The 14957-nt window shown below is 71.5% G+C and carries 11 protein-coding genes; 7 read left to right on the top strand and 4 right to left on the bottom strand.

What is annotated here, in order from left to right; genetic code table 11:
• Positions 1-109 precede the first annotated feature (109 nt).
• The gene (locus ACFY23_RS25010; protein WP_350681898.1) at positions 110-634 is read right to left on the bottom strand and encodes a hypothetical protein; all 525 of its coding nucleotides are present in this window, start codon (positions 632-634) and stop codon (positions 110-112) included.
• Between the two features lie 276 nt (positions 635-910).
• Here ACFY23_RS25010 and ACFY23_RS25005 point away from each other — a divergent pair, with 276 nt between their 5' ends.
• The 3 genes from ACFY23_RS25005 (at position 911) to ACFY23_RS24995 (ending at position 5273) form a co-directional block, all read left to right on the top strand.
• Positions 911-1531, top strand: coding sequence for an L-threonylcarbamoyladenylate synthase (locus ACFY23_RS25005; protein WP_350681896.1), 621 nt, complete (start codon positions 911-913; stop codon positions 1529-1531).
• A 175-nt stretch (positions 1532-1706) separates the two neighbouring features.
• The gene (locus ACFY23_RS25000) at positions 1707-3314 is read left to right on the top strand and encodes an L-lactate permease (protein WP_350681894.1); all 1608 of its coding nucleotides are present in this window, start codon (positions 1707-1709) and stop codon (positions 3312-3314) included.
• Positions 3315-3734: 420 nt separating this feature from the next.
• The gene (locus ACFY23_RS24995) at positions 3735-5273 is read left to right on the top strand and encodes a BCCT family transporter (RefSeq protein WP_350681892.1); all 1539 of its coding nucleotides are present in this window, start codon (positions 3735-3737) and stop codon (positions 5271-5273) included.
• A gap of 182 nt (positions 5274-5455) precedes the next feature.
• On the opposite strand, the gene ACFY23_RS24990 is transcribed toward ACFY23_RS24995, so the two are convergent.
• Positions 5456-6703: an MFS transporter gene (locus ACFY23_RS24990; protein WP_350819269.1), complete on the bottom strand. Its 1248-nt coding sequence runs from the start codon at positions 6701-6703 to the stop codon at positions 5456-5458.
• A gap of 549 nt (positions 6704-7252) precedes the next feature.
• Between ACFY23_RS24990 and ACFY23_RS24985 the strand changes: the two genes are divergently transcribed.
• Together ACFY23_RS24985 and ACFY23_RS24980 are read left to right on the top strand one after the other, a co-directional pair.
• Positions 7253-8014, top strand: a complete 762-nt coding sequence (locus ACFY23_RS24985) for a response regulator transcription factor (RefSeq protein WP_350681888.1) — start codon at positions 7253-7255, stop codon at positions 8012-8014.
• 5 nt (positions 8015-8019) lie between these two features.
• A complete protein-coding gene (locus ACFY23_RS24980; RefSeq protein WP_350681886.1) occupies positions 8020-8859 on the top strand; it encodes an aminoglycoside phosphotransferase family protein in 840 nt (279 codons plus the stop codon).
• A gap of 108 nt (positions 8860-8967) precedes the next feature.
• Here the strand turns inward: ACFY23_RS24980 and ACFY23_RS24975 are convergent, their stop codons facing one another.
• Together ACFY23_RS24975 and ACFY23_RS24970 are read right to left on the bottom strand one after the other, a co-directional pair.
• Positions 8968-9669, bottom strand: a complete 702-nt coding sequence (locus ACFY23_RS24975) for an N-acetylmannosamine-6-phosphate 2-epimerase (RefSeq protein ID WP_350681884.1) — start codon at positions 9667-9669, stop codon at positions 8968-8970.
• Positions 9666-10589, bottom strand: a complete 924-nt coding sequence (locus ACFY23_RS24970) for an ROK family protein (RefSeq protein ID WP_350681882.1) — start codon at positions 10587-10589, stop codon at positions 9666-9668. Before ACFY23_RS24970 ends, ACFY23_RS24975 begins: the two co-directional genes overlap by 4 nt.
• Positions 10590-10906: 317 nt before the next feature.
• Here ACFY23_RS24970 and ACFY23_RS24965 point away from each other — a divergent pair, with 317 nt between their 5' ends.
• Together ACFY23_RS24965 and ACFY23_RS24960 are read left to right on the top strand one after the other, a co-directional pair.
• Positions 10907-13351 carry a hypothetical protein gene (locus tag ACFY23_RS24965; protein WP_350681880.1) on the top strand — a complete coding sequence of 815 codons (2445 nt, stop codon included), beginning with the start codon at positions 10907-10909 and terminating at the stop codon, positions 13349-13351.
• A gap of 220 nt (positions 13352-13571) precedes the next feature.
• Entirely contained in the window at positions 13572-14726 is a 1155-nt protein-coding gene (locus ACFY23_RS24960; protein WP_350681878.1) for a S8 family peptidase, read from the top strand.
• The last annotated feature ends 231 nt before the right edge of the window (positions 14727-14957 follow it).

The following is a 14957-nucleotide window of genomic DNA, read 5'->3' as shown; positions in this document are numbered from 1 at the left end:
CGTCCGGTACGCCACCAACTGGGATCCGTTGGACGACTGGTGGGCGCCCGGCCCGTCGTCGGGTCGCTGACGGCCGCAGGGGCGGCGGGAGTCGTGCGGGACGCCCGGCTCAGTCGCGTACCCACAGCGTGACGTCGCTGCTGGTGGCGACGACGAGGGTACGCCCGGACGGTGAGAAGCCAGCGGCCCGAAGCTCCGAGTAGGCGGCGTGGAAGATGTGCCACCAGGTGTCTCCGGCCGCCCCGCGCCAGGGGCCACCGTAGGTGGAGAGCAGGACGCGATGGTTCGGCCAGTCGGGGGCGACGACGTCGACGGACCAGCCGTCATCGGTGGTGGTGTGGAGGCCACCGCCGTACAGGCCGGCGATGCGGACGTGCGACCCGGCGAGGGGGCCGATACCGGGGCAGGACAGGTCGGGACCGGACGGCTCATGGAGATCCGGGTCGGGGTCCCGGTCCCGGGCGATCCTCTTGCCGGTGGGTGCGTCGAAGAGGCCTCGGCCCTGGCTGGAGACCACCATGAGCAGGTCATGGCCGTCGGCCGGGTCCACCGCGAAGCCGATGCCGAGAAGCCCACCGACCGCGACGGTGGGGAACCGGCCTGCCGGTGGACGCCAGGGAGGGGGCGCGGGCATGACAGGGGCGGTCAGATAACGCTCCCGTAGCTCTCGCTGATACTCCGAGATCACTCCATCTCCCGTCTAGCGGTCGCAGGCCCGCGCCGGTCGCCCCGGGACCATCGCCGCCGCCCAGGTCGAAGAAGGGGGGCTTCCGATTGGGCCAGGAGGCGCTCGACGATATGCATGGCTGGTCACGACGGCGGCGTCGCCACCAAACACCGGGCCAGAGTGGCCCACTACCAGCGAAGACGCCGAATTTACCAGCTACGGCGGGAGGACTAGTCTCGGCGTATGGCGAGGTACTACGACGTGCACCCGGACAATCCCCAGCCCCGGGTCCTCCGGCAGGTCGCCGACCTGATCCGGGACGGCGGGCTGATCGCCTACCCGACGGACTCGTGCTTCGCGTTCGGCTGCCGGCTGGGCAACCGGGACGGGCTGGACCGGATCCGGGAGGTCCGCCGGCTGGACGAACGGCACCACTTCACGCTGGTGTGCCGGGACTTCGCCCAACTCGGCCAGTTCGTGCAGGTCAGCAACGCGGTCTTCCGACTGGTCAAGGCGAGCACCCCGGGCAGCTACACGTTCATCCTGCCCGCCACCCGTGAGGTGCCGCGCCGGCTGCTGCACCCCAGGAAACGCACGGTGGGCGTCCGCGTCCCCCGGCACACGGTCGCCCAGGCGTTGCTGGCCGAACTCGGCGAGCCGTTGGTGTCGAGCACCCTGATCCTGCCCGGCGAGGACGAGCCGATGACCCAGGGATGGGAGATCAAGGAACGGCTGGACCACGTCCTCGACGCGGTGATCGACGCCGGCGACTGCGGAAAGGAGCCGACGACCGTGGTCGACCTGTCGCAACCCGAGCCGGAGATCCTGCGGGTGGGAGCAGGAGACCCGTCCCGCTTCGAGTGAGCCATCCGCCGCCCTGATCGGCGTCCACCTGTTCGCCGCCTTTCCCCTTCGAGCGTGCGCGGTCGGCACGACAGCTTGCGCAAGGTGGAAGGCGCGTCGCCCCGGCTGTGTCCGGTGAGATGAGCCGTACTCCACGCCGCCGCGACCGGGGGCGTCCGCAGCCGAGGCGGTCTCGATGTACCAGCAGCCCCTGCAACCTGTCGCCGGGTCGCTCGCGCTCAGCGCCGCCTGCGCCGCGCTGCCCCTGCTGACCCTGTTCGTCCTGCTCGGGGTCGTGCGGACGCGGGCCTGGATCGCGGCGTTCGGCGCGCTGACCGTGGCGGTCGTCCTGGGCTGGTGGTGGCGGATGCCGCTGTCGCAGACGCTGCTGGCCGCCGGGCAGGGCGCGACCTTCGCTCTCTTCCCGCTCGTCTGGACGTTCGGCACGGCCATCTGGATCTACCGCCTTACCGTGCACACAGGGCACTTCGAGACGCTGCGGCAGGGTTTCGCCCGGATCAGCGACGACCGCCGCATCCAGGCCATGGTGATCGCGTTCTGCTTCGGGTCGCTGCTCGAGGCGCTGGCGGGCCAGGGCACCCCGGTGGCCGTCACCACGGTCATGCTGCTGGCCCTCGGCTTCACCCCGGTCCGGGCAGCCGCCGTAGCGCTGGCGGCCAACACGGTTCCGGCGGCCTTCGGGCCGCTCGGCCTGCCGATCACCACGCTGGCCGGCGTGACGGGGCTGCCCGCGACGGAGCTGGGCATGATGGCCGGCCGGCAGGTCCCGGTGATCGCGGTCGTCGTGCCGCTGGTGCTGCTCGTCGTCGTCGACGGCCGTCGGGGCGTACGGGAGCTGTGGCGTCCGGCGCTGGCGTGCGGCGGCGCCTTCGCGGTGGCCCAGTTCGTCACCGCGAACTTCCTGACGGCGGCGCTCGCCGACATCACGGCCGCCTTCGCCGGGATGGGTGTGCTGCTGCTCGTCACCCGCCGGCCGGCGGTGCGGCAGCGAGTTCCCGTGGCGGCCGGCGGGGGCCTGCCGGAGGAGCGCGACGCGGCGCCGCCGCGGGGCTCGCAGTGGCTGGCGTACGCGCCGTACGTGACGATCGTGGCGGTCTTCGCCGTCTCCCAGGTGCCGGCCGTCAAGCACCTGCTCGACGCCGGCACGCTGACGATCTCCTGGCCCGGCCTGCACGTCGTCACGGCGTCCGGAGCACCGTCACCGCTGACGACCTTCCGCTTCGCCTGGTTCGCCGCTCCCGGCTCGTTGCTGGTCGTGGCCGGCCTGATCACGACGGCGCTGCTGCGGGTGTCACCGCGCGAGGCCGTGAGACTGTACGGGCGCACCCTGTTCGAGCTGCGGTGGGCCGTCCTGACGGTGGTCGGGCTGCTGGCCCTGTCGTTCACCATGAACGGCGCCGGGCAGATCGCCACCCTCGGCGTCTGGATGGCCGGCGCGGGTGGCTTCTTCGCCGTTCTGGCGCCCGTCCTCGGCTGGCTGGGGGTCGCCCTGACCGGCTCGGACACCTCGTCCAACTCGCTGTTCGGCGCGCTGCAGGTGGCGGCGGCGCAGCGGGCCGGCCTCGACCCGGTCCTGCTCGCCGCGGCCAACGCCTCCGGCGGCACGCTCGGCAAGATGATCAGCTTGCAGAACCTGACGATCGCCGCCGCCGCCGTCGGACTCAGTGGTCGGGAGGGCGACCTGTTCCGGCGCATGTTCGGCTGGAGCGCGGCGCTGCTGGCCCTGATGTGTCTGCTGGTCGGCTTGCAGGCCACGCCCGTGCTGTCGTGGATGGTGCCCTGACGCGAGCCAGCCCCAGGGCCCGTCCCGCGTCAGTCCAGTTCCGTGACATTCGCCGGTCTTGTCACGAGACTGTCATGAAACCGCAGGGTCATCTCCAAGATTGACACCGAGAGTGATTGCGGCCCGTCGCCGACGTCGGTGCGGCCGGCGAACCGCACGTACGTTCGCCATTCAGACGAGATCACCTACAAGCCGGAGAGAGCATTCCGAGTCCCAGACCGCTGAGCTGGTCGGGACAAACCGGAACTGCGGGCCTGCTGGCGGGAAGCAACGCCGGAACCGTGGCCTGCGTTCCCGCGAGCCCACGGAGGTCCACAGACCATGGCCGTGTCCGCCACAGGCACGTCAACAGAGAGCAACACTCCGCCAGACGGAGCACCAGTCCAGCCCGGCCGCCGTCGCGGGGACGTCGACCGGACGGTGCTGGGCGTCGCCGCCGCGGTGTCCGTGCTCTTCGTCCTCTGGGGCATTGTGGCGACCGACAACCTGGCGTCCGTCACCGGTGCGGCGCTCGACTGGGTGGTCAAGGCGTTCGGCTGGGTCTTCGTGCTGGCCAGCGCCGCCTTCGTGGTGCTGTCGGCCTGGTTGGCGCTGAGCCGGTACGGGCGGATCAAACTCGGCCGGGACGACGAGAAGCCGGAATTCTCCACCGTCTCCTGGGTGGCGATGATGTTCAGCGCCGGCATGGGCATCGGACTGATGTTCTGGGGCGCCGCCGAGCCGCTGTCCCACCTGGGAACCCCGCCGCGCGGTCTGACCGAACCGAACACCCCGCAGGCCGCCCGGGTGGCCATGGAGTACTCGTTCTTCCACTGGGCGCTGCACCCGTGGGCGATCTATGCCGTGGTGGGTCTGACGCTGGCCTACTTCACCTTCCGCAAGGGCCGGCGCGGCCTGATCAGCAGCGCCTTCTTCCCGCTGATCGGAGAACGGGCCAACCGGGGCCCCGGTAAGGCCGTCGACATCTTCGCGATCTTCGCGACGCTGTTCGGGTCGGCGGTCTCCCTCGGTCTGGGCGCCCTCCAGATCAACAGCGGCCTGACGAACCTCTGGGACGTGCCGAAGTCCACGCCGCTGGCGATCGGGATCATCGCGGTGCTCACCGTGGCGTTCGTGGTGTCCGCCGTCACCGGCGTCAAGCGCGGCATCCAGTTCCTCTCGAACATCAACATGGTGCTCGCGGTGGCGCTGATGTTCTTCCTGCTCGTGGCGGGCCCAACGGTCTTCATCCTCAACAGCCTCACCGCGTCGACCGGCGGGTACCTCTACGACCTCATTCCGATGAGCTTCCGTACGGGCGCCTTCGGGGGCGAGAAGTGGATGGCGGGCTGGACCATCTTCTACTGGGCGTGGTGGATCTCCTGGACCCCGTTCGTCGGCGCGTTCATCGCCCGGATCTCCCGGGGCCGTACCATCCGCCAGTTCGTCCTCGGCGTGGTGGCCATTCCGAGCCTCGTCAGCTTCGTCTGGTTCTCGGTGTTCGGCGGTACCGCCATCGACCTGCAACTCGGCGGCACCGACCTGTCGGCCGCCGTGGCGGAGAGCCCGGAGGCCGCGCTCTTCGCGGTCCTGCGGGAGTTCCCGCTCTTCACCGTCACCGCGATCCTGGTGATGGTGCTGGTCGCCCTCTTCTTCGTCAGCGGAGCGGACGCCGCGTCGGTGGTGATGGGCACGCTCTCCTCGCGCGGCAACCTCGAACCGAGGGCATGGCTGGTCTCCATGTGGGGCGTCCTGACCGGCCTGGTGGCCGCGGTGCTGCTGCTCGCCGGTGGACTGTCGGCCCTGCAGTCGCTGACCATCCTCGCCGCACTGCCGTTCCTGTTCGTGATGGTCGGCATGGTTGCCGGGCTGCTGCGCGAGCTGCGTCGCGAACCCCTCAGCGCGACGATGGCCCCGGAGATCCGTGACCTGGTGACCTCCGCCGCGCGGCCGGCGCCCACGGGCCTCGACGCCTCCTGAGCCTCCGGGTCCTCCGCCGACAACACCGGCAGACCCCGCTCCACCCCCGCCGCCACGCGGGCGCGGGCCGTCCCCACCTCGGGGCCGGCCCGCGTTCCGCCGCCCGGCGCGACGGCCGCTCGTGGCGCTCGGCGCGCTGCCGTACGCGCCGCCGGCCGGGAGGACCCGGCCGGCGTTGCGGCCTACGCGCTCGTCGCGGAGGCCGTTTCCGGAACGAGGGTGGCCTGGCTGCGGTGTGCGACCGGGATGATCAGCGCGGACGCCACCAGGGCGGCGACCGCGATGCCGAGCCAACCCCAGAAGCCGAAGGCGATGACCAGGCCGGACAGCGCGGCCGGGCCGATGATGTTCTGCGTGATGACGTGCAGGTCGAACGCGCCCAGGTATTCGCCCTGCGCGTGCTCGGGGGCGAGGCCGAACGCGAGGCCCCAACCCGAGGCGGCCTGCATCACCTCGGCCACCGACAGGATCAGCACCGCGGCGACGATCGCGACGGACACCAGCGCCACGTTGTCGTCGAGCGCGGTCACCGCGATGACCGCGCAGCCGCCGGCCAGCCAGTAGCCGGAGCGCCGGGCGAGCCGGCCGGCCCCTTCCACGGTGTCCGCGCCCCGGCTGGCCCGCACCTGGAACAGGATCACGAACACCGTGTTGAAGATCAGCAGCAACGGGATCAGGAAGTGCGGCAGCGAGGTGCGGTCGAGCGCCCACAGCGGCATCGTGACCAGGATGACGGTGACGTGGGAGGCGAGCACCGTCGAGACGCCGATGACGGCGAGGAAGCGCGGGTCGCGTACGGCGGCGAAGCGCTTGAAGCCCACCGGGACGGGACGCGACGGCGTGTCGGGCAGACGGGTGACCAGCAGCGCGGCGCTGGCCATCAGCGCGGCGGTGGTGAGCGGGATCAGCACGAGCAGCCGCTGGTCGAGCGCGGCGACGGCGGCCACGCCGATGCCGATGCTGAAGCCGATGTTGAACACCGACCGCATCATGGCCTTGAGCTTGACCCGTTCCTCGGCGGGCACGAGGTTGCCGACGAGGGCCCCGTTGGTCGGGCCGGTGCCGTACTCGATGAAGCCGACGGCGATGACCAGGGCGAAGAAGTGGATGGCGTTGTCCACGAGGGAGTAGAGCCCGAAGCCCACCGCCAGCGCGGCGAACAGCATGACGAGCAGCCTGCGCGCGCCCACCCGGTCGGCGATCACGCCGAACACGACCGAGGAGATGAAGGCGGACAGGCCGGCCGCGGACAGGCCCAGGCCGACCTGCTTGGGGTCGAGCCCGACGCGGAGCGTGAAGTAGACGACGCTGCCGCTGAGGAAGACTCCCTTGCCGATCGATTCGGCCAGCCGGATCGCGATCAGTTTCCTGCGTAGCGGATCGGTCGGCACCAAACGGGACGAAAAATCAATCATTCGTGACAAGGGCATATTCGCACATCCTTGTGTGGTGGAGCGGCCGGCGTCAATCCTCGTGGTGGCGGCACCGGGTGGGACAGGGCGTTCGGCGGACCGGGGGCGGGACGACTTCCCGGGTGGGCGGGGAACTTTGCCCGTGGACGTCCGGCACGCGGTGCGCTAGCCGCCCGGCCTGATCGGGGCGGACGCGCGGGGTTTCCTCGCGTGGTGCATAGGCGGGGCCTGCCGGTATGTCGTCCCGCAGTTCCGGGTCTGTGTGGCCCGTTCCGGCAGTGAGAAACGCCTCCGAAGGCCCCGCATTTAATCGATTTCGGAAAATGCGTCAGAAGATTGACATGGCTTTCGCCGGGCTGACTTCATGTGTTGTTCTGTTCGCCGTCAGTAGATGTTCACGCCGACGCGGAGGTCGGCGCGTCCGCGGCGCCTCCGGGAGGGAGGCGCCGCGGGCCGGTTGGGACGGGGTGAGGTGTCGTAATGGTCAGCGTTGGCTCGACCTCGGAACTGGCTCATACGATGAGGCGGGATCCGGGAGGTGCCGCGGACGAGGCACGACCTCGCGCCGTGACGGTGGTGCTGGCCGACGCTCAGCCGGTGGTACGCAGGGGCCTGCATGCCCTGCTGTCCCCCTCGGCTGAGGTCAGCGTGGTCGCTGAGGCGGGGACCACGCGGGAGGCGATGACATGCGTGGCGTCGCTGCGCCCGGACGTGCTCGTGCTCGACATCGAGCTGCCGGGCTTCCAGGTGGGGGTGACGCTGCAGGAGATCGCCCGGATGTCGCCCTCGACCGCCGTGCTGGTCTTCACCGCGGTGGAGGACGAGGGGGCGGTCTTCGCGGCCATGCGCGCGGGCGCGCGGGGCTACGTGCTCAAGAGCTGCCCGGGAGACGGGATCGTGCGGACGATCCGGGGCGTCGCGACGGGCGAGGTGATCCTCGGACCCCGGGTGGCCGACCAGCTCGTCGCGCAACTCGGCCGGGAGCCGCGCAACCAGCAGCTCTTCCCGGAGCTGACGACGCGCGAGCGGCAGGTGCTGGAGCTGATCGCGTCGGGCATGCGCAACGGGGCGATCGCCACGCGCCTCAATCTCTCGCCGAAGACGGTCAGCAACCACATCTCCATGATCTTCAACAAGCTGAACGTGTCGGACCGGCACGAGGCGATCGAGGTCGCCCGCAAGGCCAGGCTGGAGCGCCCGGGGCCGTACGCGTCGAGTCTCGACACGGTGACCCGTGGCGGCGTACCGCTGACCCGCAGGCGTGGCGCCATGTCCCTGCCCGGGGGCGGCTCCGCCGCCTGCGCCGGCGCGCGATCGATGGAGAGGTGAGTGGGATGACCCTGGATCTGGAAGCGATCGCAGACCGGCTGGAGCCGCGGTTCGGCAAGGCGGCGCACCGCTGGGTCGGCACGCTGACCCAGCGGCTCGACGAGCTCGTCGCACAGTGGGAGCTCGACCTCGGTGACCAGCTCAAGTCCGGCAACTCCTCGGTGGTGTTCCGGTGTCGCGGCCCGGAGGGCGACGCGGTGCTGAAACTGTCGCCCGACAGCTACGCGGTGCGGGAGGAGGTCGACATGCTGCGCCAGTTCGCGCCCAGCGGGCGGGTGCCGTCGGTGCTGGCGGCCGTCAGGGGCGCCGTGCTGCTCGAGTCGATCCATCCGGGCACGCTGGTGGAGAAGATGCCGCAGCCGCCGTCGCCGGGGGAGTACGCCGCGTTCCTCAACGACCTGCACGGCGCCGGGGACCCGGCCGCCGCGCCGCGGCGGCTGGAGGACTGGATCGACGTGCTGTTCAACTCGGCGGTACGGCGGGGCGCCGACCTCGCCGAGTCGAAGCGGCTGCGCGACGACCTGTTCGCGGTGCCCACCGACACCGTGCTGCTGCACGGCGACCTGCACCTGGGCAACGTGCTCAGCGGCGGCGCGAAGGGCCTGGTCGCCATCGACCCGATGGCCTGCGCCGGTGACCCGTGCTTCGACGCGGTCGACTACGTGCTGGAGGGCCTGGACCGCGCGGAGATGCTGCGCCGCCGCGACGAGCTGGCCGAGGCGGCCGGCATCGACGTGGAGCGGCTCGACATGTGGTGCCGGGTGACCGCCCCGATCGGGGCGACGTACGTCAGCAACCCCGGCCACTCGGCGGAGCTGGCCGCCTTCGGGCGCGGCGAATACTAGTCGGGTGCACGCCGCGCACCGGGTACCAGATGACGAACTCGGGCCGCACCCGGCGCCTCGCCGGTGCGGTACCGCCCGGGTCGCCCGGGTGCCGGCACCCCGGCTGCGCTACCGCCCACCGGGCTCGGGCGCGCGAGGAGTGGCCTCGATCAGACGCCGCGTGATCCACAGTGGTGAGGTGACGGCGTTGCCCATGACGACGGCGTAGGCCCCGGCCTCAAAAGCCTGTCGGACCTGCTGCGTCGTGCGGTAGCGGCCCTCCGCGATCACCGGTACCTCCAGCCGCTCGGCGAGCTGGGCAACGAGTCGCAGGTCGGGCCCCTCCGTCGGCGGGCTGGCCGGCGTGTAGCCGGACAGTGTCGTGGCCACCGCGTCGGCACCGGCGTCGACTGCGGCCAGGCCCTCAGCCAGGGTGGAGATGTCGGCCAGTACCAGGGCGGCGGTGCGCGAGTGCACCGCGCGTACGGTGTCGGCGAAGCTGCCCGCGTCCGGGCGGGGCCGGTCGGTGGCGTCGACGGCCACGACGTGCGCCCCGGCCGTGGCGGCCTGCACCGCGTGTGCCGGGGTCGGGGTGATCATCACCCCGGCGGTGCCGTGTTTGACCAGGCCGATCACGGGCACGTCGACCGTGGCGCGGATCGCCTCGATGTCGTTCGACCCGTTGGCGCGGATCGCCACCGCGCCGCCCATCGCGGCCGAGGCGGCCACCCGGGCCTGCACGTAGGCGTCCCGCATCGGGTCGTCGGGCTCGTCGGGCAGCGGCTGGCAGGAAACCACCAGACCACCCCGCATGACGTCGAAGACTGTCACTTGTCCTCCATCGCCATTCGGGCTGCCCCGATCGCCACGGCGTCGTCACCCAGCGCGGACGGTAGCAGCGGTACGTGGGTCCAGGGCGGTAGCACTTCCGCCTGGTAGGCCCGGGTCGCGGCGGACAGCACCGCCGGTGCCGCGCCGCCGGCCAGGACGACCGCCTCCGGGTCGAGCAACGCGACGAGTCCGGCGAGGGCCGCCCCGAGCGTCTCGCCGGCGTGATCCAGCACCCGCTGGGCGGCGGCTTCGCCGGCTGCGGCGCGGCCGGCGACCTCCCGCCCGCTCACCTGCTCGCCGGCGGCCAGGGCGTAGGCGGCGGCGATTCCACTACCGGACGCCACGGCCTCCAGGTGCCCCCGGCGCCCACACCCGCAGCGCAGCTGCCCCGCGCCGGGAACCGGCAGGTGGGCAACCTCGCCTGCCGCCCCCTGGGCGCCGCGTTCGAGGCTGCCGCGCCGGATTAGAGCCCCGCCGAGGCCGGTCCCGACGGCGACCAGGAGCAGGTGCTCCCGGCCGTGCCCCGCGCCCGTCCACGCTTCTGCGAGCGCGGCCGCGTTCACATCGTTGTCGACGTGCACCCGGCGGCCCAGTCGGGCGCCCAACTCGTCGGCGATTTTGGTGCCGCGCCAGCCGGGCAGGCTGTCCGTGGCGTACCGGACGGTGCCGGTGGCGGGATCCAGCGTGCCGGCAGCGCCCACCCCGACGCCCGCGACCCGACCGCTGTCCAGGAGTCGCCCGGCCAGTTCGGCGGCGGTGTCGAGCACCATCGCCGGCCCGTGCCGGGCGGGTGTGGGGGCCTGGACCCGGGCGGCCACCTGTCCGTCGGGGGTGAGCAGCAGGGCGATCGTCTTCGTGCCCCCGATGTCGATGCCGAGATACGCGACGTCCGCGTTCCCCGCTGCGAAGCTGTCGATCATGGTTCCGTCTCTCGGGATGGCCGGTGATTGTCGCGTCGTCCTGGCTGACCGGCGGCGACCAACGCCGCCGGGCCGAAGCCGCCCTCGTAGGCCTGGTATCGGCCTAGACCGTAAGTTACGCTGCGGCGGATCGGAGACGTGTACCGGGATCGGGTCCTCACCGCCTGCCCGCTGCGATCCGTCCGCGTTCGGTGGGGAGTTGCGGCGCCGCCGGCGCTGGTCCAGGCTCTTGATCCCGGGGGCGGGGCGACCCCGTGGAAATTACGGACCCGGCCGCAAGTTTCAAGCCACGCTCCATTGATCAATGAAGGAGACCAATGAAACGGACAAGGCCGCGGTTCGCCGCCTTACTCACTGCCGGCGGGCTGCTCGCCGGCTTCCTCGTCGCCACCGCCGGCGGTGCGGTGCACGCCGCCCCGTCGCCTCCCGCCCCGATCGTCGGTGCGGAACAGGACCTGGGCCACGCCATCAACTCGCGGGTGCTCTCGCAGTACCAGGCGCAGGGCGTCGACCAGCAGGGGCGCCCGCAGGCGTACTGGGTGACCGCCGGCAACAGCGAGGTCACGGCGATGTTCCAGGTCACGGACATCAGGTCGGGAAAGGTGGTCTTCGGCCAGCGACTGCCCTCCGGTACCGGTAGTTGGGCGGTCACCTTCGCCAAGCCGCAACGTGCCGTCTACTTCGGCATGACCAACGGCGCCGTCTACACCTGGTCCCCCGGAGACACCTCGGTGACGTCCCTGGGCGTGCCGTACCCGGGCGAGCAGATCTGGCGGATGGCCGCAGCACCGGACGGTGTCGTCTACGGCGGGACGTACCCCAGCGGGAAGCTCTTCTCCTACGACCCCGCCACGAAGCGGTTCACCGACCACGGTCAGATCGTCCCGGGCGAGACCTACGGCCAGGCGCTCGCGATCGACGACCGGTACGTCTACTTCGGCACCAAGCCGAACGCGAAGCTGGCCCGCTTCGACCGCGCCACCGGTGAGGTGCGGCCGATCACGCTGCCCGCACAGTACGCGGACGAGGAAGCCGTCTACGACCTCACCCTCGCCGGCGGATACCTGTTCATCCGGCTCGACCATTCCAGTGACCTCGTCGTCTACCGCCTCGGCGACGGAGCCGTCGTGAAGATCGTGCCCGCGATCTCCGGTCGGATGGTCTCCGAGGCCGATCCCACGGGCCGGTACGTCTACTTCCGCATGGTGGCCGAGGGCATCGTCCGGTACGACCTCCAGACCCACACCTACACGCCGGTCGGATGGAAGCCGAACGCGCTGCCGGGCAGTTGGGAATGGATCGACCTGGCCGACCCGGCGTGGCCCGGACCGACCCTGTCCATGACGTACTACTACGGCCGCGTCTACCTCTGGAACCCGCAGACCCGGGCGACCCGGTACATCGGCGAGCAGGACCTGGAGGGCGCCCCCAACCCGATCCAGGCGATGGGGACCGGGCCGGACGGGTCGATCTACATCGGCGGGTTCCTTTCCCCGCCCGGCATGGCGCGCTTCGACCCGGCCGACGACTCCATGGCCCTGCTGTCCGGCGCCGGGCAGGTGGAGGGATTCGGAATCCGCGGCGACCACCTGCTCTACGGTCGCTACCCGGACGGCAACCTGCTCTCCTACGACACCACCAGACCATGGGCGTACGGGTCCAACCCGGCTCCCAAGGCGGTCCTCGGTGACGAGCAACAGCGGGCACAGGCCTTCGTCGACCTGGGTGAGACGGTCGCCGTCGGCAGCATCCCCCGCGCGGGTCGCCTCGGCGGCGCACTGAGCTTCTGGACACCGTCGACGGGTGCGGTGCAGACCTACCGGGACATCGTGCCGCAGCAGAGCGTGGTCAGCCTGGTCGAGCACGACGGACTGCTCTACGGCGGCACCTCCGTCAACGGCGGATACGGCATCGAGGCGACCGCCACCGAGGCCGAACTGTTCGTGTTCGATCCGCGGACCCGGCAGGTGGTCGAGCGCGTGGTTCCCGCGCCCGGCGGCTCGGCCGTGAACGCACTGGTCGTCGATTCGGCCGGCACCATCTGGGGCCTGTCCGACGGGACGCTGTTCACCTTCGATCCGGCGACCCGCACGGTCACCAGGTCGGAACGGCTCTTCCCGAACGAGACGACGATGTACGGCCACGAGCGGGGTCTGGTCCTCGCCGACGACGGCTTCTTCTACGCGTCGGTGTCCGACAGCCTCTGGCGGATCGACCCGGCGACGTGGGACGCCGTGGAGCTGGCCTCCGGCCGGGTGGCCTTCCTCGTCAAGGGCGGCGACGGCAACCTCTACTACGGCCGGGTGTCCCGCCTGTACCGGTGGAACTTCGCGCTCCCCGCCGTGTGCAGTCGCGTCGTCAGTGGCACGTACGCGGGGCCGCTCGACGTCACGACGGGCACCACCTGCCTGCGGGACGCCACGGTGTCCGGGCAGGTTTCGGTGGGCGACGGGGCGGCGCTGGTGGTCCGGGACAGCACCATCGAGGGACCGGTCGTGGCCCAGCGGGCCGCCGGCGTGACCGTGCGGGACAGCTCGGTGGTCGGGCCGCTCTCCGCCAGCGGCACCACCGGTGACTTCAGGCTGGTCGACTCGTCGGTGGCGGGACCGGTGACCGTGGTCGACGGACGAGGGCCGTCGGTACTGGCGGGCAACGTGATCGAGGGCCCCCTGCGCTGCACCGGCAACGAACCGGCACCGCAGGACGACGGCCAGCAGAACGAGGTGACCGGCCCCGTGCAGGGGCAGTGCGCCATGCTCTGACCCCGCTTGGTCCCACGGCCGGTGCCCCGGATGACATCCGGAGCGCCGGCCGTGGCACGCCTGATGTCCAGGTGCGGAACGTCGGGGCTCGTCCTACTTGATCGATCCGGGTCAAGGCATTGACGCTCGACAGTGGTCCGACTAGCGTCCCGTTCACCGCGGCGTCATCCAGCGATGACGTCGGGTGAGTCTGGGAGGCAATGTGAGATCAAGAGTCCTGATGGCTTCGCTGCTGGCGGCGGGCTGCACCCTGGTCGCCGCACCGGCTGCGGCGGCACCCGCGTCCCCGTCGTCGGCACCGGTCAGCGCGGCGTCCGCGGCGCCCGGCGTGCGGCCGGTGTCGGGCGAGTACATCGTCCGGCTGCGTCCGGGCGCCGAACCGCGCGGCCTCGCCCGTGCCCTGTCGATCACCCCGCGGTTCGTCTACGAGCGGGCTGTCAACGGCTTCGCCGCCGAGCTGACCGCCGGGCAGGTGCAGGCGCTGCGCCGCGATCCCGCGGTGCTCGGCGTCGAGCAGGACGCCTGGCTCGACAACGTCGCCGAGGGCACCCAGGCCAACCCGCCGTCCTGGGGGCTGGACCGGGTCGACCAGCGCACCCTGCCGCTGTCCAACAGCTACACCACGACCGCCACCGGCTCCGGTGTGCACGCCTACGTCATCGACTCGGGAATCGACGTGAACCACCCGGACTTCGAGGGCCGGGCGAGCTTTGACTACAACGCCGTCGACCGGCGCAACACCGACTGCAACGGGCACGGCACCCACGTCGCCGGCACGATCGGCTCGAAGACGTACGGGGTGGCCAAGGGCGTCCGGCTGCACGCCGTGAAGATCCTCAACTGCCAGGGGTCGGGCAAGACCTCGGCCACCATCGCCGCGATCGACTGGGTGGCCGCCAACGCGGCGAAGCCGGCGGTGGCCAACACCTCGTGGAACTGGACCTACTCCGACACGATGGCCGCCGCGATCACCGGGATGATCAACTCTGGTGTCTTCCTGGCCACCTCGGCGGGCAACACCGGCGCGGACTCCTGCGACCGGCTGCCCCGGGCGGTGACCGCCGCCGTGGCCGTGGCCGCGTCGACCAGCACCGACGCTCGGGCCAGCTACTCCTCGACCGGCGCCTGCGTCGACCTCTACGCCCCCGGCTCGGCGATCCTGTCGACCCAACCGAACAACACCACCGCCGTCTTCAACGGCACCTCGATGGCCACCCCGCACGTCGCGGGCATCGCCGCGCTCTACAAGAGCGTCAACGGTGACACCTCCCAGGCCACCCTGCACAGCTGGCTGGTCGGCAACGCCACCACCGGCGTCGTCCAGGGCGACCTGGCCGGCACGCCCAACCGGCTGGTCTTCACCGGCGGCCTCTGACCGCGCACCGACCTTCGTGGGGTGGCCGGCACCAGTCGGCCACCCCACGCACCGCTCCGGTCCCTGCCCGCACCCGGCGAGCAGTCGGACCGTCCCTCCCCACCCTCCGCCGGCTGGTCCCGTCGGGACCTGCCCGGCATGCCCAGCCCCTGACCGGCCCCCGGTCCGACGGTCGACCCGCCGGACCGGGGGCCGAGCCGTGTCCGGCGAAGGCGCGGCCCGGGCCCGCCG

Source organism: Micromonospora sp. NPDC000121, from assembly GCF_042899165.1.
Classification (GTDB): domain Bacteria; phylum Actinomycetota; class Actinomycetes; order Mycobacteriales; family Micromonosporaceae; genus Micromonospora.
The sequence above is the reverse complement of the archived record's forward strand: the minus strand, read 5'-3'. Positions and strand labels throughout refer to the sequence as shown.